Annotated in this window: 31 protein-coding genes; 13 read left to right on the forward strand and 18 right to left on the reverse strand. The window is 46.4% G+C overall.

The features are described 5' to 3' along the window. The first annotated feature begins 74 nt into the window (after window positions 1-74). Both Q7R76_02215 and Q7R76_02220 read left to right on the forward strand, forming a co-directional pair. Entirely contained in the window at window positions 75-257 is a 183-nt protein-coding gene (locus tag Q7R76_02215) for a hypothetical protein (protein MDO8642384.1), read from the forward strand. Window positions 258-270: 13 nt separating this feature from the next. Beyond that, a complete protein-coding gene (locus tag Q7R76_02220) occupies window positions 271-558 on the forward strand; it encodes a hypothetical protein (GenBank protein MDO8642385.1) in 288 nt (95 codons plus the stop codon). 12 nt (window positions 559-570) lie between these two features. On the opposite strand, the gene Q7R76_02225 is transcribed toward Q7R76_02220, so the two are convergent. From Q7R76_02225 to Q7R76_02235, 3 genes are all read right to left on the reverse strand, one after another. Beyond that, window positions 571-1,014, reverse strand: coding sequence for an archease (locus Q7R76_02225; protein MDO8642386.1), 444 nt, complete (start codon window positions 1,012-1,014; stop codon window positions 571-573). Window positions 1,015-1,095: 81 nt separating this feature from the next. Then, window positions 1,096-1,641 (reverse strand): hypothetical protein, encoded by a 546-nt coding sequence (locus Q7R76_02230; GenBank protein MDO8642387.1) that lies wholly within the window; start codon window positions 1,639-1,641, stop codon window positions 1,096-1,098. Between the two features lie 106 nt (window positions 1,642-1,747). Next, window positions 1,748-1,891 carry a hypothetical protein gene (locus Q7R76_02235; protein ID MDO8642388.1) on the reverse strand — a complete coding sequence of 48 codons (144 nt, stop codon included), beginning with the start codon at window positions 1,889-1,891 and terminating at the stop codon, window positions 1,748-1,750. A 123-nt stretch (window positions 1,892-2,014) separates the two neighbouring features. On the opposite strand from Q7R76_02235, the gene Q7R76_02240 reads away from it, so the two are divergent. Then, entirely contained in the window at window positions 2,015-2,752 is a 738-nt protein-coding gene (locus Q7R76_02240; GenBank protein MDO8642389.1) for a GTPase, read from the forward strand. Here the strand turns inward: Q7R76_02240 and Q7R76_02245 are convergent, their stop codons facing one another. The 3 genes from Q7R76_02245 to Q7R76_02255 are packed head-to-tail and all read right to left on the reverse strand — an operon-like array spanning window position 2,753 to window position 5,326. Further along, complete coding sequence (locus Q7R76_02245) at window positions 2,753-3,229, reverse strand: hypothetical protein (protein MDO8642390.1); 477 nt, start codon at window positions 3,227-3,229, stop codon at window positions 2,753-2,755. 48 nt (window positions 3,230-3,277) lie between these two features. Beyond that, a complete protein-coding gene (locus tag Q7R76_02250; protein ID MDO8642391.1) occupies window positions 3,278-4,996 on the reverse strand; it encodes an AarF/ABC1/UbiB kinase family protein in 1,719 nt (572 codons plus the stop codon). Between the two features lie 12 nt (window positions 4,997-5,008). Beyond that, a complete protein-coding gene (locus Q7R76_02255) occupies window positions 5,009-5,326 on the reverse strand; it encodes a hypothetical protein (GenBank protein ID MDO8642392.1) in 318 nt (105 codons plus the stop codon). Window positions 5,327-5,515: 189 nt separating this feature from the next. Here Q7R76_02255 and Q7R76_02260 point away from each other — a divergent pair, with 189 nt between their 5' ends. The 6 genes from Q7R76_02260 to eif1A all read left to right on the forward strand — a co-directional run bounded on the left by Q7R76_02260 (window position 5,516) and on the right by eif1A (window position 11,531). Then, the gene (locus Q7R76_02260) at window positions 5,516-6,607 is read left to right on the forward strand and encodes a GTP-binding protein (GenBank protein MDO8642393.1); all 1,092 of its coding nucleotides are present in this window, start codon (window positions 5,516-5,518) and stop codon (window positions 6,605-6,607) included. A gap of 333 nt (window positions 6,608-6,940) precedes the next feature. After that, a complete protein-coding gene (locus tag Q7R76_02265; protein MDO8642394.1) occupies window positions 6,941-7,132 on the forward strand; it encodes an HTH domain-containing protein in 192 nt (63 codons plus the stop codon). Window positions 7,133-7,280: 148 nt separating this feature from the next. Further along, on the forward strand, window positions 7,281-9,206 hold the full coding sequence (gene thrS / locus Q7R76_02270; GenBank protein MDO8642395.1) for a threonine--tRNA ligase: 1,926 nt from the start codon (window positions 7,281-7,283) through the stop codon (window positions 9,204-9,206). 2 nt (window positions 9,207-9,208) lie between these two features. Beyond that, window positions 9,209-9,787 carry a hypothetical protein gene (locus tag Q7R76_02275; protein MDO8642396.1) on the forward strand — a complete coding sequence of 193 codons (579 nt, stop codon included), beginning with the start codon at window positions 9,209-9,211 and terminating at the stop codon, window positions 9,785-9,787. A gap of 85 nt (window positions 9,788-9,872) precedes the next feature. Further along, window positions 9,873-11,120 carry a deoxyhypusine synthase family protein gene (locus Q7R76_02280; GenBank protein ID MDO8642397.1) on the forward strand — a complete coding sequence of 416 codons (1,248 nt, stop codon included), beginning with the start codon at window positions 9,873-9,875 and terminating at the stop codon, window positions 11,118-11,120. 69 nt (window positions 11,121-11,189) lie between these two features. Continuing rightward, window positions 11,190-11,531: a translation initiation factor eIF-1A gene (gene eif1A / locus Q7R76_02285; protein MDO8642398.1), complete on the forward strand. Its 342-nt coding sequence runs from the start codon at window positions 11,190-11,192 to the stop codon at window positions 11,529-11,531. Window positions 11,532-11,547: 16 nt separating this feature from the next. Here the strand turns inward: eif1A and lspA are convergent, their stop codons facing one another. Genes lspA through Q7R76_02300 form a run of 3 tightly spaced genes read right to left on the reverse strand, consistent with a single transcriptional unit; the run spans window position 11,548 to window position 13,243 of the window. Then, on the reverse strand, window positions 11,548-11,991 hold the full coding sequence (gene lspA / locus Q7R76_02290) for a signal peptidase II (GenBank protein ID MDO8642399.1): 444 nt from the start codon (window positions 11,989-11,991) through the stop codon (window positions 11,548-11,550). A gap of 7 nt (window positions 11,992-11,998) precedes the next feature. Further along, complete coding sequence (locus Q7R76_02295; protein ID MDO8642400.1) at window positions 11,999-12,427, reverse strand: hypothetical protein; 429 nt, start codon at window positions 12,425-12,427, stop codon at window positions 11,999-12,001. 18 nt (window positions 12,428-12,445) lie between these two features. After that, window positions 12,446-13,243 (reverse strand): hypothetical protein, encoded by a 798-nt coding sequence (locus Q7R76_02300; protein ID MDO8642401.1) that lies wholly within the window; start codon window positions 13,241-13,243, stop codon window positions 12,446-12,448. Between the two features lie 131 nt (window positions 13,244-13,374). On the opposite strand from Q7R76_02300, the gene Q7R76_02305 reads away from it, so the two are divergent. Then, on the forward strand, window positions 13,375-14,109 hold the full coding sequence (locus tag Q7R76_02305) for an HAD hydrolase-like protein (protein ID MDO8642402.1): 735 nt from the start codon (window positions 13,375-13,377) through the stop codon (window positions 14,107-14,109). A gap of 17 nt (window positions 14,110-14,126) precedes the next feature. Here the strand turns inward: Q7R76_02305 and Q7R76_02310 are convergent, their stop codons facing one another. Further along, window positions 14,127-15,329, reverse strand: a complete 1,203-nt coding sequence (locus Q7R76_02310; GenBank protein ID MDO8642403.1) for a tripartite tricarboxylate transporter permease — start codon at window positions 15,327-15,329, stop codon at window positions 14,127-14,129. Window positions 15,330-15,546: 217 nt separating this feature from the next. Here Q7R76_02310 and Q7R76_02315 point away from each other — a divergent pair, with 217 nt between their 5' ends. After that, window positions 15,547-16,473, forward strand: a complete 927-nt coding sequence (locus Q7R76_02315) for a patatin-like phospholipase family protein (GenBank protein MDO8642404.1) — start codon at window positions 15,547-15,549, stop codon at window positions 16,471-16,473. A 5-nt stretch (window positions 16,474-16,478) separates the two neighbouring features. Here Q7R76_02315 and Q7R76_02320 read toward each other — a convergent pair whose 3' ends face one another. Continuing rightward, on the reverse strand, window positions 16,479-17,024 hold the full coding sequence (locus tag Q7R76_02320; GenBank protein MDO8642405.1) for a CDP-archaeol synthase: 546 nt from the start codon (window positions 17,022-17,024) through the stop codon (window positions 16,479-16,481). A 62-nt stretch (window positions 17,025-17,086) separates the two neighbouring features. Between Q7R76_02320 and Q7R76_02325 the strand changes: the two genes are divergently transcribed. After that, window positions 17,087-17,704, forward strand: a complete 618-nt coding sequence (locus tag Q7R76_02325; protein ID MDO8642406.1) for a hypothetical protein — start codon at window positions 17,087-17,089, stop codon at window positions 17,702-17,704. Here the strand turns inward: Q7R76_02325 and Q7R76_02330 are convergent. Then, complete coding sequence (locus tag Q7R76_02330; GenBank protein ID MDO8642407.1) at window positions 17,646-18,926, reverse strand: folylpolyglutamate synthase/dihydrofolate synthase family protein; 1,281 nt, start codon at window positions 18,924-18,926, stop codon at window positions 17,646-17,648. The genes Q7R76_02325 and Q7R76_02330 overlap by 59 nt on opposite strands. Before the next feature lie 15 nt (window positions 18,927-18,941). Next, window positions 18,942-19,952 (reverse strand): hypothetical protein, encoded by a 1,011-nt coding sequence (locus Q7R76_02335; protein ID MDO8642408.1) that lies wholly within the window; start codon window positions 19,950-19,952, stop codon window positions 18,942-18,944. A gap of 153 nt (window positions 19,953-20,105) precedes the next feature. Here Q7R76_02335 and Q7R76_02340 point away from each other — a divergent pair, with 153 nt between their 5' ends. Beyond that, entirely contained in the window at window positions 20,106-20,555 is a 450-nt protein-coding gene (locus Q7R76_02340; protein MDO8642409.1) for a S6e family ribosomal protein, read from the forward strand. A 62-nt stretch (window positions 20,556-20,617) separates the two neighbouring features. On the opposite strand, the gene Q7R76_02345 is transcribed toward Q7R76_02340, so the two are convergent. From Q7R76_02345 to Q7R76_02365, 5 genes are all read right to left on the reverse strand, one after another. Beyond that, window positions 20,618-21,940 (reverse strand): radical SAM protein, encoded by a 1,323-nt coding sequence (locus Q7R76_02345; GenBank protein ID MDO8642410.1) that lies wholly within the window; start codon window positions 21,938-21,940, stop codon window positions 20,618-20,620. Window positions 21,941-22,045: 105 nt separating this feature from the next. Then, window positions 22,046-22,762: a M23 family metallopeptidase gene (locus tag Q7R76_02350; GenBank protein MDO8642411.1), complete on the reverse strand. Its 717-nt coding sequence runs from the start codon at window positions 22,760-22,762 to the stop codon at window positions 22,046-22,048. An 8-nt stretch (window positions 22,763-22,770) separates the two neighbouring features. Beyond that, a complete protein-coding gene (locus Q7R76_02355; GenBank protein ID MDO8642412.1) occupies window positions 22,771-23,634 on the reverse strand; it encodes a hypothetical protein in 864 nt (287 codons plus the stop codon). A gap of 56 nt (window positions 23,635-23,690) precedes the next feature. Beyond that, the gene (locus Q7R76_02360) at window positions 23,691-23,828 is read right to left on the reverse strand and encodes a hypothetical protein (GenBank protein ID MDO8642413.1); all 138 of its coding nucleotides are present in this window, start codon (window positions 23,826-23,828) and stop codon (window positions 23,691-23,693) included. Next, complete coding sequence (locus Q7R76_02365) at window positions 23,825-24,607, reverse strand: UPF0489 family protein (GenBank protein MDO8642414.1); 783 nt, start codon at window positions 24,605-24,607, stop codon at window positions 23,825-23,827. The genes Q7R76_02360 and Q7R76_02365 overlap by 4 nt, the downstream gene beginning before the upstream one ends. Between the last annotated feature and the right edge of the window lie 336 nt (window positions 24,608-24,943).

Here is a 24,943-nt window from a genome sequence, read left to right on the forward strand (position 1 = left end):
AATACGTATCCTAATGGCCGTCCATTGATGTATTACGCACCGGGGTTCAACATCGTGGCGCGGAAGGTTGCACCATGAGTATCTTCAACAACAAAAAAGCCCACGGCCCGATTGACATCGGCTCCAAGATTATTCTGGTCATCTTGGGTATTGTTTTTATCAAGCTCGCGGTGAGCGGCGTGAGCCTGCCGCCGACGGTGCTGCTGTTTTTTGGCATATTCCTTATCATCTCGCAAATTTTAAGTTTTTTCATGTAAAAATTTATAAATAATGCTTCTGATTATACTCTCATCAAAAGAGGTATATATCATGGAACTTGTCCGGCTCGGCTTTCGCACCAAAATGATGCTGCTGCTCGGTGCAGGCTATCCCATTCTGACGTTCTTGTCGGTTATCATCCTTTCCTATTGTATTGACAACACCAAAGGCGGGCTGTGCTCAAAGCTCATTGGCAACATCCAGTCAATCTGGTCGCTGTGGATTGTGTGCACGATGTTGGTCCTGCTGATGCTGTTCTTGGGCAAGAAGGAAGACGAGGAAGAGAAAAATAAAGATTAAAGATATAAAAAATTAAAGGTCAATCACCACAAACGCTTTCCATATTCCTTTTTCTTTGGTCACACTGAAGCGGTGTAGTGTGACCGCTTTCAAGTCGTGGAGAAGATCTTGCTTTTTCTTTCCACTGCGGTCGATGGTGTCACCAAACACCGTGGAAGTTGCCTTCCATACTTTTGTTTTTTTGTTCTGGGTGACGCTGACGTCAATTTTTCGATACACCATCCCCTTAGTGTCCTTCACATAGATGAGTTCGTCGAGAAAGTCAAACAGCAGTTTTTCGATGTCAGTATTTTTGAGCAGTATCTTCTTTTTTATTCTTGCGGCGATTGTTTTCGGGCTGGCGCTTGATTCAGCAACTGCCTGCGCGCACGATTTGAATAGTCCGCTGATTGTCGTTGCATTCGCCTCAAAGGCGAGGTCTGCCGTAATCATGTTTTCTTTGAGGTGGAAGGGCATGATAATATCTTTTAATTTGGTGTCTTTAAATACTTTTTTACATAATCAAGAAATTAAAAATAGTTGTCGTTTGGGTGCACTTTATCGAACAGCCTGAATTGGATGCGGTAAAATCTGTTTCAACTCGGTGTTAACCTCTCTATTCCATGCGTCCCTTTTCTTTTTTGCATCATCAAAATCTAATCCTTCAGATTCAAAATAAGACTTTTTGAAACCTCCATCTGATACGCAAAAAGTATATCTGCCAGAATCGGATCTTCTTTCTCTTGTTATGCTAAAAGTTAGGCCCAGAATTAAATCATGATCATATAATCTTCTTTCAAACTTCATAGCTCGCACTTTCTTTTCAGATAGAGCTATGCGGAGAAATGCCTCCCCCATAATCCCTTCATCTTTAACCCCTTCAAGTACGGCAACCACCATATCGGCAAGATCTTCCACTTGGTATTCTCCGGTTGTTCCCTCTCTCCAACCACCAATTGAATCGACAGTTATCATATCTGATCTTACTCTACTCTTGTCAGAATGGAATTCATATGCTCTAAAATAGTTTGAACGAACTACTGCTGTTAGATTTTCAATTGCTTGGTCTTGTGATAAACCGGTTGCTTCTTTCAAATAACTCATTTTATTCTGGGCACACCGAACTCCTTTATAACCCTTTCTATCTCTACCAGCTATAAGGTTATTATAATGACAGAACCAAACAAGGTACACACATAGAAAAAGATAATCATCCCATCTTCTTGCGCATCTTCGTCAGGGCAATATAGTCATCTTTTGTTCCTGAGCCGTCTTTGCACTTTGCCTCTAAGACCGCTAACTCTGCTTTCCATTCTTTCTGCCGTCGTTCCAATTCTTTTTTGCTTTGTGCCATACTATCTCTCAAAACTTCTTATTATATAAAATTAACGGAACGCAGAGAGAAATAAAAGATTTTTTTGGTGATTTTCGGTATTCTCACATAGGTTTATAAACAATTAGGGCTTCTTTCATTTTTATGGGACAGAACTTTTGGACGGTTGTTGCGGGAGTCATTTCAGAAGCAGACATCCTTCTTGAAATAATTGACGCGCGGGCAGTCGATGAAACAAGAAACATAGTAATCGAGGAAAAAGTCAAAAAAAGCGGAAAAACACTTATCTATGTTTTGAACAAATGCGACCTTGCTGATAAGGAAAAACTTGACAAGCTCAAGAAAACGCTGGTTCCTTCAGTGTTTATCTCCTGCAAAACCTATCACGGCATCAACATTCTCAAAGAAAAAATAATTATCGAAGGCAAGAGGAAGGGTTTGGAAAAGCCGCGCGTCGGCGTCTTGGGATATCCCAACATGGGCAAAAGTTCCGTTATCAACGCGTTGAGCGGAACCTCAAAGGCGCGAACATCAAGCATATCAGGGCTTACGCGCGGAAAGCAGTATATCAGCATGCGGCAATTTTCTCTTATTGACACACCCGGCGTCATTCCGTACGGCGAAAATGATCGGATAAAAAATGCGATGACCGGGATAAATACCAAATCAAAACATCCAGAATCTGACCTTCTGCTGATAATGCAAGAGCATCCTGGAATTATAGAATCGCATTACACTGTTCCGGTAGGAAAAGATACAGAAAAAACTCTTGAGAAAATTGCGATTAAAATAAACTATATTAAAAAAGGCAACCTTCCTGATACCGCGCGGGCATCTGAACTAATTCTTAAGCTGCTGCGGGAAGGAAAAATAAAAATGTGATTATCTTGGTTGCGCGTCCAATTGCCACCTTCCCCGATAATTTTGAGCTTGGCCGGGTTGATATACTCCAAAACTGGAAATAGTTCCATCTGGTTTATGTATGGTTCCATCATATTTTATTTCCGTAAAACGGCTAACGTCTAAACGACCTAGTTCTTCAGGCAATTTTACTCTGCCTCGGTATAGTTTTGTAAATTCAATTTTTGTCCCTTCGATTGTGCCTACCAATCCTGAATCGCCAAAGACATCTTTTCCCTGTGCAATAAAAAGGCCGGATGTAGGGTCATACTCCAACACCCACACATTAAATGTATATGTTCTATTATTAACAGCATTTGTCTCTTGCCTTCGTGCAAGGCCGGTTGGGTCATCTTTGAATCGCCCTGCATCAAACTCTTCTGATGCTCTTATCAATTCAGAATCTCTATGAAAGAATCCGCTCAATGTTAAACCAACAAGGTCGTCTCTTTGGAACATACCCTGCCCTTCCAGCCTGATTATAAATAGTTTTTGTAACTCAACTACTCATATCCTTCCCCGTTTCATTATCGAAGTGGCAACCCACAATCCAATCGCGCCAGCGGCAGTCAATCCTATCAGCGCAAACGCCGGAAAGCCGAAAATCATCGGGCCCGTTGGCAGCTGCATAATCAAGGCAGAGGCAACAATAAACGCAGCGACAATCATGCCGAGCGTGAGCCGGTTTGAGGAACGGTCAATCTCAAGCTCAATCTCATGCAAGTCCTTGTGGCGGAAGTCAAATTCTAGCTTGCCGCGCTCGAATGTTCGAATTACATTATCCACGCGCCGCGGAAGGTCGCGCGCCCTGCTGAACAGCACCGCCGCCGCTTTTTTTATGTTCGTACTGATATTCTCGACACTCATGCGCTTGCGCACCAGCTCGTGCATGGATGGAGTGAGGACAACCTGCACGTTGAAGCTTGGGTCAAGCGATCGGCAGATTCCTTCGGCAGTTCCAATCGCCTTGCCGAGCATGAAGAAATCCTTGGGAATGCGCGCCTGATACTTGATGTTCAGTGCTCCTAACTCCTGAATCACTTTCTGCAGGTCAATATCTCCCAGCTCAATGTTTTGGTATTCATCAAGCATGTTTTTCAGGTCTGCTTTCAACTCATGCATCGGCACCTCAACTTCCGTCGCATCAAACCGGAGCAGCGCGCGGGCAAGTTCGTCGATGTTAAACTGGAGCAGGTTGATGAAGACATCAGTGATGTTGTCTGAAAATTCTGGGTCAATTCCCTTCATCATGCCAAAATCCAAATACCCAACGATATTGTTTCTCAACACCATGATATTGCCCGGGTGCGGGTCGGCATGGAAGAACCGGTGCTCAAACACCTGCTGAAAGATGGAGAGGATGAATCGGCGCGCAATAATTTTTCGGTTGTACTGCTGGCTCGGAAATTTTCGGAGAAGCTGTTTTTCGTCCTCTGTTTTTGTTTTCTTTTTTGAAATGTCTTCAATCCTAATAAGGTCGGTTATCTTAATGCCATCAATAAACTCCATGGTGAGTACATTTTTTGACGTATAGTTCCAGTATACGCGGGGAACCTTGACTGTTTTGTCGCCGCTAAAATTTTTTGCAAACCGGTCAATATTCGCGCCTTCGAGCTTGTAATTCATCTCGCGGTGAATCTGCTTGTCAAATTCCTCAACAAATCCCTTGGGGTTGAAGAGCCGGGCTTGCGGGAATTCTTTTTCAATTTTTTCGGCGAGATAATACAGAATGCGCACGTCATGGTCAATGGTTTCCTTGATGTTCGGGCGCACGATTTTGACGACGACATGCTCACCGGTTTTGAGCCATGCTTCATGCACCTGTCCGATGGATGCGGACGCCAGCGGCGTTTCATTGAACTTTTTGAAGACTTGCGACGCTGGCTTGCCTAAGTCTTGTTCAATGGTTGTGGTGACCTGCTCAAAGCCGAATGGCTTGACATGGTCTTGGAGCTTGCTTAATTCTTCGATATAATCCGACGGAAGAATATCTGGTCGTGTCGAGAGAACCTGCCCCAGTTTGACAAATGTCGGGCCGAGTTCTTCAAGCACGGTGCGGAACCGCGCAGCCGGAGAAATATGCTTTACGCCCCGCATAAACACGCGGTCAGTCAGCGGAAGGTGCGCTTTTAATTCAATGCGGTCAATGACATAGCTGAAGCCGTGGCGTGCGAGAACACGTGCAATCTGACGGAGGCGTCCGCTGCTATCTTGGGGGTCATTCATGAACCTGCTCTTTTAGCGTTTCTTTTTTCGCCCGGATTTTTTTGCGCCGAGCAGCCGTTCAAGCCGGTCCAATGCCGTGTGTGCTGCATGAATGTGCTTTGGCGTGAGGCCGGACAGCCGGGCAACATACTTGAGTTCGCGTTCGGCAACCTGCTCAAAATGTTTGCACTCTTTTTGAGACTCTTTGACCAAATTGAACACGAATTTTTTGCCTTCAGCGGGCGTGAGCTTGCTGTTTTTCAGCTGCTTGACTGCCTTTTCAGCTTTTTCTTTTGTCAGGGCTCCTGCGCCTAGGCCCAGCAGAATTGCTTTTTTGAGAACGTCTTTCATACTACACCTCTTTTATACTTGATACTCATTGATGTCATTGATACTCCTTTCTCTTATTTATATACTCTTGTTTTTAAATTTTCTTATTATCGCTCGGTTCTTACTCTGCTCTCGCGCTGCTCTCACTCGGTCTTTGCATTCTCCTTTAAAAGCAAAAACCTAATAAGCGACCTCTGGCACGCTGTCTTCATGCCTGACTATAGCAAACAAATCAAGGAGTTTGAAGCTGAACTCGAGAAGATGCAGTATAATAAGCACACCCAAAAACATTATGGTTTGGTGCGCGCAAAAATTGCCAAGCTCCGCGAGACTGAAGTTTCACGCTCAAAAGGCAGCAAAATTCCTGACGGCTACTCGGTCAAGAAAAGTGGCGACGCGACGGTGATTCTTGTTGGATTTCCATCCGCAGGAAAGTCAACGCTGCTCAACGTGCTGACTGATGCGAAATCACGCGTCGGCGCCTATGCGTTCACCACGCTGACCGTTATTCCCGGATTGATGCGGCATGAGAACGCTAAGATTCAGGTTCTCGACGTGCCCGGCATTGTGGAAGGCGCAGCCAGCGGCAGGGGCAGAGGGCGTGAAGTGCTTGCCGTGATGCGCACCGCAGACTTGTGCCTGATTCTTATTGATGTTAATTATCCGGAACATCTGCCGGTGCTGCGCAAAGAAATCTACGATGCGGGCCTGCGGCTTGACCAGCGCTTGCCGGAAGTGAAAATCACCAAAAAAACACGGGGAGGGCTTGATGTTGCCACGACGGTAAAGCTCACGCACATGACATTTGAAACCATTGAAGCGGTGCTCAAGGAAATGCGCATCCATAACGCCGATGTGGTCATTCGCACGGACATTACGGTTGACCAGCTCATTGACATTGTTGAGGGAAATAAAATCTACTTGCCATCCCTTGTGGTGCTGAATAAAATTGACTTGGTTGACAAGGCAACCGTTGACCGGGTGAAAGCAATAGTGAAGCCGGACCTGTGCATTTCAGCGCAGGAAAAAATCAGCATCGACGACCTCAAGAATGCCACCTTCAAAAATCTTGACCTGATTCGGCTGTACTGCAAGGAAGTTGGAAAAAAAGCAGATCTCCAAGTTCCGCTGATTATGAAACGCAATTCAATGGTTCGCGACATGTGCAACAAGCTGCACCGCGATTTTGTGATGAGATTTAAGTTCGCGCGCGTGTGGGGATCAAGCAAGTTTCCCGGCCAAAAGCTTTCATTAAATTATCACCTGCAGGACGGTGATGTTGTTGAACTGCATCTCCGGTGAATGTTGTTTTGTTGTTTTTAATCCTTTTAATGGTTCTTAACTGTTTTTTTAATTGTTTTTAATTGTTTTTAATCGTTTTTAATCAGTCTCTATGGAACAGTTACAAAACGAGTGAGCGCTCTTTCCCGAGCATTTTTTACCTCGTAAAAAATAGAAAGGTATAAATATGACTGACGCTTTAACTCTTTTTTATTCACCCACGCTCGGTATTGAATGATGCTGAGTTGATGAATAGTTGATGAACATCAACAAAAAATAACAAAAAACTAAATAAAAACTAAATAAAAACTAAATAAAATAGGTGTTTGACAACACTCGTACGGGGGGTACACAATGGGACAGCAAGATATCTACGATTTTTTAAAAAACAACAAAGAAGACTGGTACACTTCTAAAGAACTTAGCAAGCATCTCGGCATTTCTATCGGCTCGGTAACCATGAGCTTGAAAAAATTGCGCGAAAGCAGAAGCGTGAAGTTCCAGACCACCAAGAGAAACATGTTCAAGTACATGTTTAAGAAATAAAGTATTTAAATTATTTTTTAATTCCTGTGTGCTGAGAAAAAATATAATTTTCTTCTCTTTTACTCTATACCTCTAATCGAGCCACAATCTTTTTATACCTCCCTCATTCTCCAAACGTAATGCATGATTTTGCATTGTAGGCAAGACAATGACACAAAAAACAATCACCATTACGTTTCCGGACGGAACAAAAAAACAATATCCGCACGGCATTTCTGCGCTCGACGTTGCAAAATCAATTTCTGAAGGGCTTGCGCGCGCGGCGCTTGACTTAAAAGTTGATGATGTTTCTGTTCCGTCCGACACAAGCATCGAAAAAGACGGCACCTTCAAAGTTATTACCTTCAAAGACAAGGAAGGGCAAGATGCGCTGCGCCATTCCTGTGCCCACCTGCTCGCCGCCGCAGTCATGGAATTATGGCCAGATACCAAGCGCACCATCGGTCCGGCCATTGAAGACGGTTTCTATTTCGATTTCGAATTTGCTCGGCCGCTCACGGTCGACGATTTTCCCCAGATTGAAAAAAAGATGAAGGAAATTCTCCCGTCGTGGAAAAACTTCGAGCGGCATGACTTGTCTGCTGCTGAAGCCAAAAAAGAATACCCAAACAATCCGTACAAGCATGAGCTCATTACTGAATTTTCAAAGGGAAACAAAAAAGTTTCATTCTACAAATCAGGCGCATACTGGGATTTGTGCAAGGGCGGCCACATTCTTAATCCGGCAAAACATTTGCAATCCTTCAAACTGCTTTCAGTTGCCGGCGCGTACTGGCGCGGCGACTCAAAAAATATCATGCTCACGCGTATTTACGCAACCGTGTTTCCAGAGAAGAAAGAGCTTGCCGACTATGTGAACCGGCTCGAAGAGGCAAAGAAGCGCGATCACCGCAAGCTTGGCAAGGAGCTGGAATTATTCATGTTCAACGAACTGTCGCCTGGCGCTCCGTTTTTCTATCCTAAAGGCGCGCTCATATTTAATGCGCTCCTCACTTTTGTGCGCACCGAGTACCGTAACCGCGGCTACCAAGAAGTCATCACGCCCCAACTTTATCACAAGGAACTCTGGGAAACTTCGGGCCACTGGGAGCACTACCGCGAAAATATGTTTCTCACGACTGTGGAAGGCCATGAATTCGCGCTGAAGCCGATGAACTGCCCGTCACACCTGCTTATGTACAAGCAGAAACTCCACAGCTACAAGGAACTGCCGCTGCGCTATGCGGATTTTTGTTCGCTGCACCGCAACGAATTGTCCGGCGTGCTCGCCGGCTTGACGCGCGTGCGAAAATTCAGCCAGGATGACGCACACATTTTTGTTGCTGAAGAGCAGATCGAAAATGAAGTGCTGAATCTCATTGATTTTGCTGATTACATTTACAAAAAAGTGTTCAACTTTGAATGCCACTTCGAGCTTTCAACCAAGCCGGACAAGGCACTCGGCTCTGCAGAGCTGTGGAAAAAAGCCGAACATGCATTGGAAAACGCGCTGAAAAAGAAAAAGCTTGCCTACAAAATCAACGCCGGTGACGGCGCCTTCTATGGGCCGAAAATTGATATGCACGTCAAGGACGCGCTTGGTCGAAGTTGGCAGCTTGCAACGATACAGCTCGACTTTAATTTGCCCCAGCGCTTTGACGCAACCTACGAAGGCAGCGATGGAAAACGCCACCCAGTCATCATGATTCACCGCGCACTGCTCGGCAGCCTTGAGCGCTTCATCGGAATCCTGATTGAACACTTTGCCGGGAAATTCCCTCTCTGGATAAGCCCGACGCAGGTCAAAATACTGACGGTTGCCGACCGGCATATCGAGTATGCGCAGACTGTCCATCAGAAATTCTTTGACGCCGGATTCAATGTTGAGATTGATGCACGGCCAGAAAGCATTCCGAAAAAAGTGCGGGAAGCGCAGCTCCAACAGTGGAATTACATCCTTGTGGTGGGCGACAAGGAAATTGACGACAATACCGTGAGCGTGCGCACCCGCAAGAATGATGTGGTTGGGGCGAAGAAGATTGATGTGTTTATTGCGGAATTGAAAGAGGAAGTGGAAAAGAAAGAGATACGATAAATATGAACCTGCTTTTAATTCCGGGCGAAGGAAAGGACTCGAATGAACAGTGGCTTGGCGATATTGAACAAAAACTACTCCACCATCCTAACAGCCCTTTTCAATTGCAACGACACTCAACTCGTCTATCTTACGCTCATTGGTATCATGATGATCAAGAATTTGATCCTCAGCGTGAGCTTTTTCAGCTTCGTTTGAAGCTTGACACCTATGGCAGCAGATACTATTTCGTCTTCGCCAAATCCGCTGGCTCGGTTCTTTTTTTGCAGGCGCTTGCTGACGGTGCGCCAAAACCAGTCGGTGCAGTGTTTGCTGGCGTGCCGTTGCCGCAGGATCCCGCGTCCAGTATGTATAAACAATATGATGTCGGTGAACTATTGAAACGCCATACTGTCCCGACCGTCATCATCCAAAATGCGGATGAACGGTTCAGAAAACCTGTTCATCTGTGTGCCTCACTTGCAAAATGGGGCGCGACATCGTGCGAGGTTGTGGTCGGAACTGATCCGGGGCATTCGTATTCTGTTGACACCGTTGTGCACCATGTTTTGAAGCAGGTTGAAACTGTTATGCCGAGATAATTTTTTTCTTTCGTGAATTTTTTCTTTTCATTGTCTCTACAAAACCAAAATCTTTATATAAAAACAAGGGTTGGGACACTTCGAAATGCACAAAAAAGAAATGAAGCACGAGCCATCAAAAGAGTCCGAGCATAAACGCCTCGACCATGGCATGCACACCGGCTTTGATGACGGCTTTGAGCCGCTCGTGTCGCTTGACCTTGAAAAATGCAAGGATGTTGATGAGCTCACCCAAGCGATGGCGAATACTGCCTTTGGCGGCAGGTGCCTCGGCGAGGCAGTTGATGTGTTCTATGCAGCGATTACTGATCCTGACTGTTTTGTCGTCATGAGCCTTTCCGGTGCCATGACGCCGGCGAAGATGGGCTTGCTTATTTGTGACATGATTGACCTTGGCATGATTCACGCGCTGGTCTCCACCGGCGCATTAATGACGCATGGCTTTGTTGAGGCGCAGGGCATGTCTCATTTCAAGTATAAACCGGGCCAGATGGATGACAACGAACTCTACGAAAAAGGATACGATCGTATCTATGATGTGCTTGAGCTGGAAAAAAATCTCGACGACACCGAGCTTATTTTCCGTGAAATCATGAAGCCAGTCAATGCCGATGAAATTCAATGCAGCCATAAAATTTTGCGCGAGTGCGGCCGATGGCTTGCGACCAACACCAAGGGGCGTGGCATTCTCAAAAGCGCTTTTGTCAACAATGTTCCGGTGTATGTTCCTGCGTTTACCGACTGCGAAATGGGCCTTGACTTCGGCATTCTCAACCGGCGGCGCAGAGTGACAGATCAGAAACCGTTTACATTCAATCCTTTTTTTGATCTCGACCATTTTGCAGAATTCATGCGCCAGCAAAAAGACACAGGTATTTTCACGATTGGCGGCGGCGTGCCGAGAAACTGGGCGCAGCAAGTCGCGCCGTACCTTGACATCATGCACAAGCGGCTCGAGAATGAGTGCCCAGCGTGCCATGGCAAGGGATGCGCCAAGTGTGAAAACCGCGGCTACTTGAGCGAGTCAGCGCAGGGCGCTCGTCGGTACAAATATGCTGTGCGCATTTGCCCTGAACCAGTGCACTGGGGCGGATTGTCCGGCTGCACCTACAGCGAGGGCGTCACGTGGGGAAAATTTGTGCCGCTGAATGAAGGAGGAAAATGGTCTGAAGTGCCGGTTGACGCGACAGTCGCGTGGCCGCTGATTCTCAAAGCAGTCATTGAGCGCCTGAAAAAAAATAACAAGTTGAGCATTCTCAAAGAAAAACAGAAACGTATGCAGGCCTGCCTGAAAAAGGCCGATGATGTTGTCCAAACCATGTACAGCGCATAATTCTGCCTACTTCTTGATACCTCAAAAGATTTAGGAAGATTTATAAATCTCCCCTAATCTGTACGACGTATGGGACTGAAAAAACGCGAAGAAGAAATACGGCATCAGCAGGAAGAAGAAATCCGCCGTATCAAACTTCCCCGCCCGCCGGAAACCTTCGGCATTGTTGAACAGCGGCTCGGCGGAAGCAGAATGACCATCCGCTGCCTCGATGGCGTCAAGCGCATTTGCCGCATTCCCGGCCGGCTCAAGCGCCAGTTGTGGGTGCGCGAAGGAGACCTCGTGATTGCCGAGCCGTGGGAGTACGACAAAAACAAGGGAGACATCATTTTCAAGTACCGCCATTCTCAAGTTGACTGGCTCAAGCGCCAGGGAAAACTGAAAGGGCTTGAAGATTTGGAAGAGTTCTGATTACGTTGTGTTGAATTTATTTCTCTTTCTTGAAATACATCCACCACGCAATACCTGCGGTGCCAACCGTTATGGCAGCGTCGGCGATATTAAACGTCGGAATAACAAAAAAGTTAATGTAATCAATCACATACCCCAGATTCACACGGTCAACCAAATTGCTGACCGCGCCGCCGGCGATGAGCGCAACATACGGCAGAACCGTTGTTGGTGTTTTTCGCAAGTACCATACAATGCCAATCAGCACGGCAACTGAAAACCAAATCAAGAACATTGTTTTTCCTTGCAGAATTCCAAATGACGCGCCATGATTTTGCGAATAGGTAATACTGAAAAAAGCACGATGCGCAATTTCTTCATTGAGAGGAATACTTTTTGAAACGGTATCTTTCACCAGCTGATCAATGAATAAAATGCCTGCGGCAATACTCGCGAAAAGAATTTCTCGGGCATGCCTCATTGTTTCATCACCAGCCACCTTTGCGGATGAGCCGCTGTAAATCCTGCTCAAGCGTTGACATGCGCATGCTTAATGATTCAATGCTTGAGCGGATGGAATCCAGCTTCGCTGATACAATTTCGATATCTTTTGACATCATGTCCGGGCCTGTGGGAATCTGCATGGGTCGTGGCCGCGCATATCCCTCGCGCTCTTCAAGTGGTGATGGGCGCAAGCCAGCACCACCGCCCTCATACCCTTTTCCGGTGATGGTCATGCCGGGCATTGTTGTCTCGCTTGCACTTGGGAATGGCCCGAGTGATTCAGTGCCGCCGAGGCCGGCTGTTTGGTCGCTTGTTCCCCATTGCCCCATACCAAGTTCAGTTCCTTTTCCCATGTCCATCGACGGAAACGGCTCTTCTTTTTTCCAAAACTTGAGTTTGTCAAACACACCCATGGTCGTCCTCCTTTGTGCTTAGCTCAGCAGCTTGCCGATAATTGGCACGTCTTTTTTTGAAGCCAGTTTCAAAATTCTGTTTGGTATAATCTTGATGACCTTAAACATAAATGTTTCTTCGTAAATAACGACTTGTTTGTTATGGTAACTATTGAGCAAAAAGAGCGGGCCTTGCTGTGTGGTTGCTTCAGACACCAACGCGCCAAACAATGCACCCTTAATTTGTCCACTGCCGCCAATCTGTTTCTGGATTTCATCAAGGTACTGCTTTTTTGCCTCTTCGCGAAATTCAGGCGCAATATCTTCCCGCTGTACCCCTGCTTCAACCACCCGATCAGCATACATATCCACTGCGTCCGGCGCGTTCATGATAGTGAATGCATCGTCTCGGGAAACATCTTCTCCTGCAAACGAAATTTTTTCAATGAAGCCAAGTGCCTGGCGCTTGACAATAAACAGCTTGTAACTTTCTTTCTTCATAGCATTGAGTTCGCCGCGTTGGTAATCCTGCGTGTACTGGTCGAGCGTTGCCTGATCTAAAAAAATGGGTGGTTGCCCTTCTTTCAGCACGCCAGTAAAGCCGGCAATGATTGCGTTGTTGTCGTCCAACAGAATCGTCTTTGGAGATGTTTCAAACTTATTCGTGAAATCAGTCGTGTCAAGTTGGAGCATGATGCCCACACCAAACATCATGACTGAAAACAGAAGTCCGGCGACTGCCGGGAGCGTGAGCCCTTCGCGTACAATCTTGATAATGCCCAACACAATAGGAATTATGAGAATGACGATAAGAATGTACGTTAATGGCAGCGCCATGCGAGTCCTCTTTTTCTTCCTTTCTTTGCGTATATCTTGCTTATAAACAGACTTTTTTCTTTTTAAATGTATAGTTTTATGTGCGGATTTTTTAGGCAAATCTTATAAACCTCCTCTTTTCTTGACAGCGTATGAGCATCGACGCCCTTGCAACTGCCGCCCAATTTGTTCGCCGCATGCCGACGAACTGGGCAGCTAAAAACTTCTTTCCAAACGCAGAGATTGATTCGCTTGCCGATGAGCGTCTGTTTCCTTTGCTGGAAGAAAAAGGCATTAAAGGCGTTATAGTCGATGTCGACAGCACCATTACTAAATATCATGGTACCGAAGTTGACGACACGGTTGCTGATACATTTGCGCAGCTGTGCGAGACGTATCCGGTTGTGATTCTCTCAAATTCTAACGAAGCACGTTTTTGTGAACTCGGCACAGTCTTTCCTGACATCCCCGTTTTGCGCGCCTACGAAGGACGAACCGCAGAATTACGCTGGCATGGTTTCCGTGCGTATCGCCGGCTTTTTCGGGGATTTTCTACTCTTGACCCAGATCCTCATTTTGATAGTTCTCCAGAAGTGCGTTCGATTCACCAAACAGATTCCCCTGGTCTTCACCCCCGCCTCACATACTATCGTGCCCTACGAAAACCGAACCCTTTATTATTCAACTATGCACAACGAGAACTCGGCATTAACGATCAAAAAAAAGTTGTAGTCATCGGCGATCGGCACTCAACCGACATCAGCGGCGGAAATCAGGCAGGCATGTACACGATAAAAGTTGCGCCGCTCCGGCCGGAAACCGAGCCGTTCACGGCAAAACTTGGGCGCAGAATTGAGAATGCTGTGAAATATTGGCATGTGGCGTAATTAATCTTCTTTCTCCTTCAAAACGGCCAAAAATAAATCATCACCGGCACCAACAAACAGGCCATGGCGTGGGTTCTCGTCACCTTGACTATCGCCGGGACAAGCCCGAGTGCCGTGCTCACCACTAACACCAGGATGCCGAGCGGGCCGGCGAGCACAGCGGTAAGAAACACAATAAACAGTATAACGCTCATAATCAGTTTCGGATAATTAATCCTGCTGATGCACGCGCAAAATCCCTTCCCCAAAAAAAGCGCGAGCACCACACCGATGCCGCCGGTAATCAGCGCCGTGCTTAGAAATATAAGGATGGTGTGCGGCGTTACGTTGGTGATCAGTTTCTGCACCGCAACAATGCTCCCGTTGCGCGCCTTGTTGAGCACAAAAAGCGCAACGAGGCTGAGCACAAAATTCGCCGTGTTTATGGCGCCCATCAAAATCATAAATCCGTGGTCACCCAGCTTTCGCGTGAACTGCATGCTCATCACTGCAGCAGTTGACGCACCAAGCCCCGGCATGATTGCAGTGATAAACCCAGAAAGCTGGCCTGAACACACTGCTTTCAACGCTGTGCCAAAGCGCAGCTTTATTTTTGTCGTCTGCATCTGTGGTGGAATAGTGTTCTGTTCGTTGATGCTCATCAGCATCGTCGAAACACCAAACAGCCCCGACAGCATCGGCAACATCGGTTCGCGCAGCTCAAGCTTGAACACTACCAGCCCAAGCAAACCCGCAAGCGCAAACACTACGCACGCCCATACTTTTTTTTGGTCGCGCAAAATCATAAACCCTACCGACGCAAGCAGCAGCCAGAACATCATCCGCGCCAAAAATGGATAGCCATATTTTACGATGGGGATAAAGACAGGAAACAAAAACACACTCAACAGCAGCGCCGAAAAACTTCCAATGACCGTCAATTTTACCGCCATCAACCCCATCCCTTTCAGCAGGTAGCGGTGGCCGGGCAATACACCGAGCGCGGTTTCACTTTCAGGCGCTCCAAGAAAAACGGACGGCAATGAATCGAGAAACACATGGGTGATACTAAGTGCAATGATGAACGTGCACAGCACTACTGCGTTGGTGTATTTCATGAGAAACGGTGAAGCAGAGACCACTAAGGTCGATACCAGATTGATGTGCACGCCCGGCGCCATTCCGGTGAGTATGCCGATTACTATTCCTGTAACAATGGCGATGATGTAATGGAGGAACATATCTCTTTTTTCTTTAGTAAACCTTCTTAATATGCGTATCTTGCTAAAACTCGGAAGATTTTCGACACGTCCGGAATGGTTCCGGCGTGGTCGGAAGATTTCCGGTTTTTTGCCGGTTTTCCGGATATATTCCGTTTTGTCCGGAACCGTACTTTTTCTACGTCGAAACCAGCACTCTTAAAAAAATTTAAAAAGGCCAACCCCTTAAATGTATACTATGGGCTTGTTATCTCTTTTTATGCGAAAAAAACAGCAGCCGTTTGAACGCATGCTCACCGAACCGGCAACATCGGTGATGCAACCCTCTTCTCAGGATGTTCCTCTGCAGCCCAAGAAGACGTGGAAAAAACTCGCTTTGATTCTTCCCGGCGGCGGCGCGCGCGGTGCTATCGAGGTTGGCGGCTTGAAAACACTATGGCGGTATAATCTCATTCCAGACGTGATTATCGGCTCAAGTGTCGGCTCTATCACCAGCGCGGCTATTGCATCAGGAAGAACACCTGGCGAGGTTGAAAAAATCTGGCTTACGTTTTCAAAAGACATGCTGCTGCCGATGAATTATCGCATCTTCTGGGAACTTAAAAAAACAAAATCACTGGCGCGCACGGTTAACCTCAAAAAAGTGTTGAACTACAGTGTAAAAAGCGACTATTTTGAAGAATGCAAAATTCCGCTGTATATTATTGTGACGCGGCTGTCTGATGGTGAAGGCGTCTACTTCAATAAAGGGCCTATCCGCGATGCGGTGCTTGCAAGTATGGCGGTTCCTCCCCATTATCCCCCACACCTTATTGATAACATCAAGTATGTTGACGGAAGTATTAGCGGTGTGAACGGCATAAAAAAAGCAGTTGAACTTGGCTGCGACGCCATTCTGATTCTCAACTGTTACAACACGTCAAAACGCTATGACTTTGATGGAATTCTTGATGTTACCTCACACAGCCTTGACCTTATGTTCAACAAAAATATGCTGCGGGAAATTGACCTCTGTGCCAGTCCGTTTGGAAACACCCAGATTTTTCTTGTTCGCGTGCCTGACCTGAATATCGACACGGTTGATTTTTCAAAAACCAGAGAACTCATTCAGCTTGGTGAAGAAAAAACAGAAGAGCTTCTCCGCCAAAGAAACATTATCCGCTGAATCCACTAAAACTTATTCTTCTTTATTTTCAAGAGATAACCACCCACATTAATTACCGGATGCAACAAACCAAAAAGCACAAGGGTTGTTATCCAAACCGCGACCGGTTGCGGCGCCACGAAAAAATGTACAGCAATCAGCGCGCCGAGAATCCAATCGATCTGGTCAAACGGCACCCATGAGCCGCCCGGCTTGATGCCAATCTGTCGCTTGAAAAAACTTTTTATCGCATCGCCGAGCAGCGCGCCGGCGCCGAGAGCAATGCCGAGTATGATGCTGTTACGAACTGAAATTTCCACGGCAACGCTCCCCGGTTCCATGGGCACTCTCCAAATGAAGTACGATATCAGAACTGCTCCTCCAATACCAAACACCAACCCTCGCCATGTTTTGTGGTCGCCAAAAATCCGCTTGCCGCGGAACGAATAGCCGAAATCCATCGGCACGTTGAGAACTGGAATTTTTGCCACAAGCACGGGCATCATGTTGGCTACGCCAGCAGGGAGGAAGAAAGTAACTGTCGTGAGGATTAGGTCAATCAGATTTTGCATACTCCTGTTTGCGCAGGCCTATTATATAAATATTTTTAAAAACAGCTCACTGCACCATCACCATGGACATTGAAGACACTCGTTTCAAAAGCCATGTTGACCCGGCTATTTATGGCATTTTTCGCCGCATTTTTCACCTTGCAAAAAATAAACAGTTTCCGATTGCTGCATCGGGCTTCACCTGCTCCGGCCATGTGTACGACGTCAAACTCCCTGCTGAACAAAAAAAAGAATACGTCAGCATGGCCACAGGAAAGCTTGAAAAAATCCATCCGGGCGCGTATATGTACCTTCTTTTCAGAACAAAGGGGAGCCAGTTTGAAAAGGCGCATTTTCTGCACGAGCGTATTCTTTCCATTAACAAAGACCGTGCCAACCATCTGTACAGCGTTCTTGTTGAATCGGTTAATCCGTCTGACTTTTTTCCGCCGCAAGGAAAAGACCTTTCTTCATTTGAACAAGGCCATGGCCACCTTCTGGTGCGGTACGAACTCACCTTCCTAAAACCGCTTTCAAAACTAACGCCGGATGAAGCCCGTGAGGCATTGTGCCATTTCTGGCAGAATTTTAGCGACCTTATCTGGAGCTATGAATCATTGAAATTATTCAAAAAGCGTGAAATCATACAAGCGGCATGGTTCGCGTATCGCGGGCTGGGGGATGACCTTCTGTTTGGCTAAGCTCTTTCAATGCTTCTCCAACAAGGTATAATGAGCCGGTTATCAAAATCAGGCTGTTCTCCCGTGCAATGCTCTGTGCCTTGTGCAACGCTTCGGGCACATTGCGGGAAAACAGAATCACTTTTGTCTCCTGTTGCGGCAGTACACGATTCGCATTATTATACAGCCGATAGACTTGTTCCGGCTCGGCACTGCGGCCAACGGCTGGCTTGGTGAGAATGACTCTGGTTACCATCGGAAACAACGCGCTGGTCATTGCGATGATATCTTTGTCGTTCATCACGCCGAACACCAACACAATCTCGCGGTAGTTTTGTTTTATTTTTTCCAATTCTTTGACCAGTGCCTGTATACCCTGCAGATTGTGCGCGCCGTCAAGCAAATATCCTTTTTGGTTGATGGTTTCAAACTGCATTCTGCCCGGCCACACCGTTGACATGAGGCCGATGGTGATTGTTTTTTCATCGACAGCAATTCCTTTCTTGTTCAGCAGTCGTGCGGCGCAGCCGGCGAGCGCAGCGTTCTGTTTTTCAAAATCTCCGCACAGGTTTGTCTGCGCTTTCTCTATATCCTCACGGTCGATGGTGAACAGCTTTGCCTTTTTTTCTTTGCATTCATGGTTAAGGATTTCAAGCACTTTCGGATTATCATTGCTCGTGATGCATTCAACTCCCGACTTGATGATTCCTGCTTTTTCTGCTGCAATTTTTTCAATTGTTTCGCCGAGCTTGTCGGTATGCTCCATGCTTATGGGGGTAATGAGAGTGACGAGACAATTTTCCGGCGGCAGGGCGTTTGTTGCGTCGAGCCGACCGCCCACACCCGCTTCTACAACAACAATATCCACCTTTTTTTCGGCGAAATAGGACGTTGCCAATGCGGTTGTTGTTTCAAAAAAAGTTTGGTTCGTTCTCAGCGCCATTACTTTTTCAAGCAACGCCGCTAATTCTTCGTCAGAAATTTCCTGATTGTTTATTTTGATGCGTTCATTGAACCGTATGAGATGCGGTGAAGTGTAAAGGCCAACTTTCATACCTGCTTCTTGGAGAATTGCCGCGAGCATGGCGCAGACCGAGCCCTTGCCATTGGTGCCAGCGACGTGAATATACCTCATCTGTTTTTCAGGATTGCCGAGTTTGGCGAGAAGCTCGCGTGTTTCGTCGAGTCGCTGTTCGGAGCCGAGCTCGCGTTTCAGCGCGTAGAGTTGTTCGAGGAGCTGCATGGTCGTGGTATCTATTTATCTCTGCTCGCGCCTATTTCGGTGGTCGCAGCATTTTACCGCATCATACACTCGCGGTAAATATTCTCGGGCGATTCGTTCGGTTTCTGCGGCGTTGTGCATGCTCTCTGCAAAACGAGCGGGATTTCCTTGGTATGTTGCAGCGTGTGTGAGTGGAATATCAAAAACACCCTCAATCAACGAAGGAGTCGAATACAACCATCTTGAAACAATCACTGCCCGCCCTGCAAATGAGTCAGGTGCTGCAGAAACTTTTCCAAGATTCAAAGATATTTCCCACGGGTCTGCGTGTTCCTGTGCTTTTGTTTCAATATAATCTGCGATGCGTACCACATCGCTGCCAAAAACAAGCGCGTCATTTTGATGTAGCACCATAAATGCGATCGGTCTTTTTGTTCTTTCCGCTAATTGTTGATATACTTTTTCAGGATCTGTATACACTTCAGGCACTCGTCTCCGAAGTTCTGCATCTGCCTGAACATCTCGTGTACCATGCAATTGCTGAAGAAAACTTTCAGCCCGATAGCGCAAAATCTGCGCTTCAAGACCGTCACCATCTGAAATTAAATCTGCAGAAAGCACAATGCCGGTCTGCGGTTCGTTTTCTCCTACATGTCCTAAATTTTCATATTCATACACTTGGCGGCATCCCATTTTTTTCGTATCAACTCTTCCTCGGAGCACAACATATTGGTCTTGATCAATTGTTCCAACGCTTATGATGCGAGAACTAAGGCGGTGTACTGGAAGTGCCGGGCGCACTGCTTTGCCAAAGAGTACAGTTGTCCAATCATTTTCGTCTGCGCTGCCTGCTTTATCTATCACTGCAAATTCAAGGTCAGCCGAACCATTTGTTTGGCGGAATCGAACGCGTGCAGATGAAGCTTCTTCTGCTCTTTTTTTGCGTTCACTCTCTTCATCTCTCGCTCTAGAAACATAATCCCAACTATAACTCCGTCGTTCAACAAAGTCATACGGGTCGTCCATATCAACCAATCTCACTACCATGTCGGTGGCAGAGAACAGCCGATTTATAAAATTAATGGTGATGGGGTACTCTTCCGCAACCTTTAAATAGTTCCCCCTGTTTTCCCTGCTTGCTGAGGGCCCAATAAGGGATTTCCGCCACGAGCGGAAAGGAAGCCTCGGGAGGCATATACTATGGCACAAATTAAAGTCGTTATCGGCGACCCGAAAACAAAGCAATCATTGCAGCAAGAATTCAAAGACGACGCAGCAAAGCCGCTGCTCGGCCTGCGCATCGGCGACAAAATTGCCGGTGAAGCGCTTGACTTTTCTGGCTATGAATTTCAAATTACAGGCGGAAGCGATTTTGCGGGCTTTCCCATGCGCACTGATGTTCCCGGCTTTACCCGTAAGAAAATTCTCGCGGTGAACGGCGTCGGCGTGAAAAACAAGAAAAAATACCGCAAGAAAAAGCAAAAAGGGCTTCGAACCATGAAGGGCATGCGCCAGCGCGTGACTGTTGCCGGCAACACGGTCTATGAACAAACTGCGCAGGTCAATGTTAAAGTCGTGAAACATGGTCCTACGCCTCTTCCGTTTGTGAAGAAAGAAGCAGCGGCAGAAGGCGAGAAGAAAGCGGAATAAAATTTTTACTTTTTTTCTTTACGGTATCCTTTACTGTACCAACGGGGCGTTACGCTCCATTGCTAACGATCAAACCTGCCTTCATTAAATTTTCTGATGGCTTCTAACTCCACCCGGCTTAATCCGGGTGTTATCGGTTTAACATACAGCGTCGTATTCCCCTGAAGCGCGCACATTCTCAAAAAATATTCTGTTGCTAATTCTCTGACTCTCTCATTTGGATGCGTTAACGGCGAGGGAAGTGCTGTAAAATCTAACGACTGAAAAGCTTCCGGATGGTTCAACAACGTCTCAACTGCACGCCCATGCTCCGGGCTTCTCCAGCCTGTATTTCCCGGAATAAAATCTTTTGAGACATGCGGCCTCGGAACTGCTCCATGTGCTTCTACCACCATTCTCGTCACTTCGTACGCAGCACCAAGAGAATCCTCAGTGTCTGCGCTCGGATGCCCAAACACCATTAATATCTCTGGCGTAATTCCAAATTCTTCTCTTGTTGACCTAATCGCTTCCAAACATTTCTCTTCGGTATTATGCCCTTTTTTAACTGCTGTCCACACTTCTTTCGTCCAACCATCAATGCCAAAGCCAACCGTATTAAAACCGGCAGTAACCAATTCCCTGATGCTTTTCGGCATATTCTTTCGTGCCCGCAAATACGAATCAACCGTGGCCAAGCCACGAAGACTAATCTTAAACTCTGGATTTTCATGCTCCACTTCTTGTAGTGCATACGCAAATTGAAGTAACTGTGCGGGTGTTTGAAATACGTCGAGATTAGACATATACAGTTGCAGCTCCCTTAAACCAAACGATTTTGCTCTTCTCACTAAATAATCAAAGTCAGATTTTATGATATCCATTTCTCTGTAAGCTTCCGTTATTTTGGTCGTTTGTCCGGTAATCGGATCTTTGTACGTTCTTACTGCTGCACAAAAATCACATGAAAACTTACACCCTTGGGACACATAAAGAGAAAATTCTCGTGAAAGATATTCTTTCATAACTTCATCATCTAACCGCTCATAGGCAGGAATAAGTGACGTTTTCTCCGGTGAAACTAATGCGTTTACATCTATGCCGAGAACTCTCGCTAATGTGGAATCCTCATTTCCATTGTGGGTTGCATTACCAAATAACCGCTCTAACTGGCTCGGACTTAATCCAGAAATAACCTGTCCGCCAACAAGAAACGTTTTCTCTCCCTGTTCTTGTTTAATCCTTTCTTGTAATTTTATTACTTCCGGGATGTATGCGGCACCTAATAGATTAAACCCTGCACAATCAGAAGATATCTCCGCCGGCAGTAGGTTTTCATCATGGAACGTGACATCTACTCCTGCATGGAGCAGTCTTGCACCTACTGTAAGAAGAGATGTTGGCATGTACACATGACCCGAGCCTTCTGCCGGCGCGTACGTATGCCTCGGTTGTATCAAATCTATGTTCATGGGTAAACCGTTTTTTCTTTTTGTTTTTTTTAATCTCTTCTATTTTTTTGTCTGCTGTTCAATCGCTCTGAACTCGCGTACATATCTCTCTTTTTCTTTTTTTGCAGCGGTGTAATAGCTGCCACTAAAAAATCGTGTTGGCTTCACTGGAACCCCATTCTGTTTTACTTGGACGTGCACGTGCGGCTCTTTTCCCTGGTTGCCGTTGCCACTCACACCTGAATACCCCACAATAGTGTCGAGGTTTACATAGTCTCCTGTTTTCACGCGTGTTCTGCTCAAGTGCGCATAGAACGTTCTCAAACCGTTCGTTGTTTCAATTTCAACGACATTTCCATTTCTCCAGTACTGTGGCCTTCGGTCTTTTTCATTGCCGGCGTAAATAACTTTTCCAACGCCCATGGGATACAGCGGCGTGCCAATTTTACACGCCATATCAACTGCAGCATGCGGGTTGTCTGTTTTGGTCAAAAATTTTCCTCGCCTGCCTGCGCCCCATGCGCCCCATGGTTTGATGGTGGCAAGTGGATTGCCGACGCGGAGCGGGTTTTGGTAACGTGAATATTTTCGGAGCAATTCGTCATCGGTCAGCGCTTTTTGTTTCGGCGCTGTTTGTTGTTTTTCTTTTTTCGCTTTTGTTCCGGTGCCGGCCTCTCTGGAAAAAAGAAGCACTGCAAGGCCTGCGGCTGCTGCGAGAAACTCTCGCCGCGTGCCCTGTCCGTGGCTCACTGCTTCAATGGTGTCGTCGATGCTCATGGTGTTGGCTACTCCAGTTTCTGAACCAGCAGATGGTCAAGGTCGCCGCAGAAAATGCGGCCTTCTTCTGTTCTTGGGTCTATCTGCACAAGCAGCATCTTGTTGATGGCGTTAACCGGATGATATTCATGGCTTCGATGGCCTACGGCAACAACTTTATATCCTGGTTTGAGCTGTTTTTTTTGTGCTTCATCTTGTTCTTCGTGGTACTCCTGATATCTCTGAAATGTGCTTTTGAAAAATTCAAGAATCTTGTCGTACGCATGCAATAACTCATGGCCATTGGAAAGTACGGTGAAATGATTGACATTAAGATCTTCAACTTTTTTATCACCGTCTTCACTTAGGTCTTCACAAATCACGAACGGTGCACGTTGCGCTCCCGCATCTTCCATTGTAATTATTCTGCCATCATGATCTTTTTCGACAACGGTGTAATAATGTGCCGGAACTCCGTATGCCAACTGATGCTGTTCTGCAATTTCGCGGAGCGTATGAGAAACTGAATACATGCTGGGCGCATAAAACCGTTTCAGGTGGAGAACATGCCATCCTTCTATCTGTTGGTTTTCGTCTGCATGATTTGCTTTTGCAACAGCGCCATTCCCAAGCCGCAGTACAATTTGCCGGCTACCGTACCCAATGACATGCGGTGAATTTTCCCGGATGAACACTCGGTCGGCGATTTCTGCATCAAGGCCGGATATAGTTTCTTCATCAATGCTGTCGATCATTGTTTCTCCTTCTTCCATTCCGGAATTAAGGATACGATGTTTCATTGCATCACGCACGCCTGCTCTGATGCTGTGCTCATACTCCTCATCAAGCCGGTCGAGAAGGTGGCGTTGTGCTCGTTGAATGTCAAATGCCATAGTGTTCATCTCCGTGGGTCTTTTGTGCTATTTTTTTCATTATGGTGTCTGGAGGGCTACATCTCCACCTCGTTCAGCATTTTTCTTACATCAATTTTTTTGTACGGGTAATCAAGCCGGGTTTTGCATCGTGGGCAGGCTTTTGGATTTTCTATGCGCGGCATCCATTCATAGGTGCAGAAGGTGCAGTTCATCGCAGCACCTCGTCGAGCATGGCGAGTGTTTTTTCGGTGACGTATTCAAGGTCAGCGGGTGGGCAATAAGTGTGTGGTGTCTGGGATTCGGCGATGGTTACTAAAACGGGGCGCGCACAATGCCGGAGAAAGTCCGTTGTTCTTTGTACATGTTCGTCAACCTTCATTCTGCCATAAAACGGAACTTCAGGGAAACGCGGGTGGCACCCTGAAAACTGATCCAAATCAATGTCCCATATAGCTGGCGAACTGTTGAGAAACGGATTCTTTGGGCGCTGGCCGCGTTGGATGTCTTCCTCTCCAACTTTTTCCAGAGCATACCGGTCTGGAGCTTGATGTCGGTACTGAACAAGCCGGCCCTGATAGTATTCAGAACGGGGGTTGAACCAAACTACGTCTGGTTGTATCAAATCCGCAACAACCGCTGCTTCGATGAAATCACTGATAGTGAGTCGTTGTGTGTAATCCCATAACTGTTCAGAAGATGCCTCTCCGATTTTTTTTCCGGCATATTCTTCAAAGAACGGTAAGCCCGTAGGTGCCGTGTCCGAATGATCATCAGTATGCATCAGCATTGCCGGCTCGTCAAGGTTTCTTCGTGCCAATGCCCAATAATAAAACACCTCATTGTGCGGGTCAACAATAACAATCGGCACACCGTGCACCATCGTATATCGCGGCTGTCTTTCCGAAGAAGATAGATGAGATGGTAATTCAAAACCTGTTCTTTCAGGGAAGTGTAAGGCCAGTTGGTCTACTGATTGTATGGTGCGTCCCATTGCGCTCGTAGTAGTAGCGCAGCCCTATTTAAGCGTTGCGGCTGTTGCTACTCGAAAGTCGGTATTTAAACGCTTAAACTGTTCTGTTGGGAATTCAGAAGCTTAAAATAGCACGTTTCGTATATGGAACCTATGCCCTATAAAAATCGAAAATCTGTCAGAATAAGCTTGGAGATGTATAATAATCTTGTTCAGCTAAAACAAGAAGGGGAGAGCTTTAGTGCTCTGATTTTACGATTATTCCCAAAAAAATAAAAAAACCTTCTTTACTCAAAAATCGATTTTACGCACTCGCTGCGCGCCCAGATACCTTGTGAAAGAACTTGACGCACGGGT

The sequence above is a fragment of the Candidatus Woesearchaeota archaeon genome (assembly GCA_030651375.1).
In the GTDB taxonomy this organism is placed as follows: Archaea; Nanobdellota; Nanobdellia; order Woesearchaeales; family UBA12501; genus JAUSFM01.

Bases quoted from the DNA above. Each gene is read 5' to 3' on its own strand.
- Q7R76_02340 (MDO8642409.1), top strand. From the start codon at position 20,106: ATGGCACAAATTAAAGTCGTTATCGGCGACCCGAAAACAAAGCAATCA.
- Q7R76_02280 (MDO8642397.1), top strand. From the start codon at position 9,873: ATGCACAAAAAAGAAATGAAGCACGAGCCATCAAAAGAGTCCGAGCAT.
- Q7R76_02360 (MDO8642413.1), bottom strand. From the start codon at position 23,828: ATGAACTGCACCTTCTGCACCTATGAATGGATGCCGCGCATAGAAAAT.
- Q7R76_02220 (MDO8642385.1), top strand. From the start codon at position 271: ATGCTTCTGATTATACTCTCATCAAAAGAGGTATATATCATGGAACTT.
- Q7R76_02365 (MDO8642414.1), bottom strand. From the start codon at position 24,607: ATGGGACGCACCATACAATCAGTAGACCAACTGGCCTTACACTTCCCT.
- Q7R76_02310 (MDO8642403.1), bottom strand. From the start codon at position 15,329: ATGTTCCTCCATTACATCATCGCCATTGTTACAGGAATAGTAATCGGC.
- Q7R76_02230 (MDO8642387.1), bottom strand. From the start codon at position 1,641: ATGAGTTATTTGAAAGAAGCAACCGGTTTATCACAAGACCAAGCAATT.
- Q7R76_02355 (MDO8642412.1), bottom strand. From the start codon at position 23,634: ATGGCATTTGACATTCAACGAGCACAACGCCACCTTCTCGACCGGCTT.
- Q7R76_02320 (MDO8642405.1), bottom strand. From the start codon at position 17,024: ATGCAAAATCTGATTGACCTAATCCTCACGACAGTTACTTTCTTCCTC.
- Q7R76_02305 (MDO8642402.1), top strand. From the start codon at position 13,375: ATGAGCATCGACGCCCTTGCAACTGCCGCCCAATTTGTTCGCCGCATG.
- Q7R76_02245 (MDO8642390.1), bottom strand. From the start codon at position 3,229: ATGTTCCAAAGAGACGACCTTGTTGGTTTAACATTGAGCGGATTCTTT.
- Q7R76_02325 (MDO8642406.1), top strand. From the start codon at position 17,087: ATGGACATTGAAGACACTCGTTTCAAAAGCCATGTTGACCCGGCTATT.
- Q7R76_02295 (MDO8642400.1), bottom strand. From the start codon at position 12,427: ATGGGTGTGTTTGACAAACTCAAGTTTTGGAAAAAAGAAGAGCCGTTT.
- lspA (MDO8642399.1), bottom strand. From the start codon at position 11,991: ATGAGGCATGCCCGAGAAATTCTTTTCGCGAGTATTGCCGCAGGCATT.
- Q7R76_02255 (MDO8642392.1), bottom strand. From the start codon at position 5,326: ATGAAAGACGTTCTCAAAAAAGCAATTCTGCTGGGCCTAGGCGCAGGA.
- Q7R76_02260 (MDO8642393.1), top strand. From the start codon at position 5,516: ATGCCTGACTATAGCAAACAAATCAAGGAGTTTGAAGCTGAACTCGAG.
- Q7R76_02225 (MDO8642386.1), bottom strand. From the start codon at position 1,014: ATGCCCTTCCACCTCAAAGAAAACATGATTACGGCAGACCTCGCCTTT.
- Q7R76_02330 (MDO8642407.1), bottom strand. From the start codon at position 18,926: ATGCAGCTCCTCGAACAACTCTACGCGCTGAAACGCGAGCTCGGCTCC.
- Q7R76_02265 (MDO8642394.1), top strand. From the start codon at position 6,941: ATGGGACAGCAAGATATCTACGATTTTTTAAAAAACAACAAAGAAGAC.
- Q7R76_02275 (MDO8642396.1), top strand. From the start codon at position 9,209: ATGAACCTGCTTTTAATTCCGGGCGAAGGAAAGGACTCGAATGAACAG.
- Q7R76_02240 (MDO8642389.1), top strand. From the start codon at position 2,015: ATGGGACAGAACTTTTGGACGGTTGTTGCGGGAGTCATTTCAGAAGCA.
- Q7R76_02215 (MDO8642384.1), top strand. From the start codon at position 75: ATGAGTATCTTCAACAACAAAAAAGCCCACGGCCCGATTGACATCGGC.
- eif1A (MDO8642398.1), top strand. From the start codon at position 11,190: ATGGGACTGAAAAAACGCGAAGAAGAAATACGGCATCAGCAGGAAGAA.
- Q7R76_02300 (MDO8642401.1), bottom strand. From the start codon at position 13,243: ATGGCGCTGCCATTAACGTACATTCTTATCGTCATTCTCATAATTCCT.
- Q7R76_02335 (MDO8642408.1), bottom strand. From the start codon at position 19,952: ATGGTAGTGAGATTGGTTGATATGGACGACCCGTATGACTTTGTTGAA.
- Q7R76_02250 (MDO8642391.1), bottom strand. From the start codon at position 4,996: ATGAATGACCCCCAAGATAGCAGCGGACGCCTCCGTCAGATTGCACGT.
- Q7R76_02315 (MDO8642404.1), top strand. From the start codon at position 15,547: ATGGGCTTGTTATCTCTTTTTATGCGAAAAAAACAGCAGCCGTTTGAA.
- Q7R76_02345 (MDO8642410.1), bottom strand. From the start codon at position 21,940: ATGCCAACATCTCTTCTTACAGTAGGTGCAAGACTGCTCCATGCAGGA.
- Q7R76_02235 (MDO8642388.1), bottom strand. From the start codon at position 1,891: ATGGCACAAAGCAAAAAAGAATTGGAACGACGGCAGAAAGAATGGAAA.
- thrS (MDO8642395.1), top strand. From the start codon at position 7,281: ATGACACAAAAAACAATCACCATTACGTTTCCGGACGGAACAAAAAAA.
- Q7R76_02350 (MDO8642411.1), bottom strand. From the start codon at position 22,762: ATGAGCATCGACGACACCATTGAAGCAGTGAGCCACGGACAGGGCACG.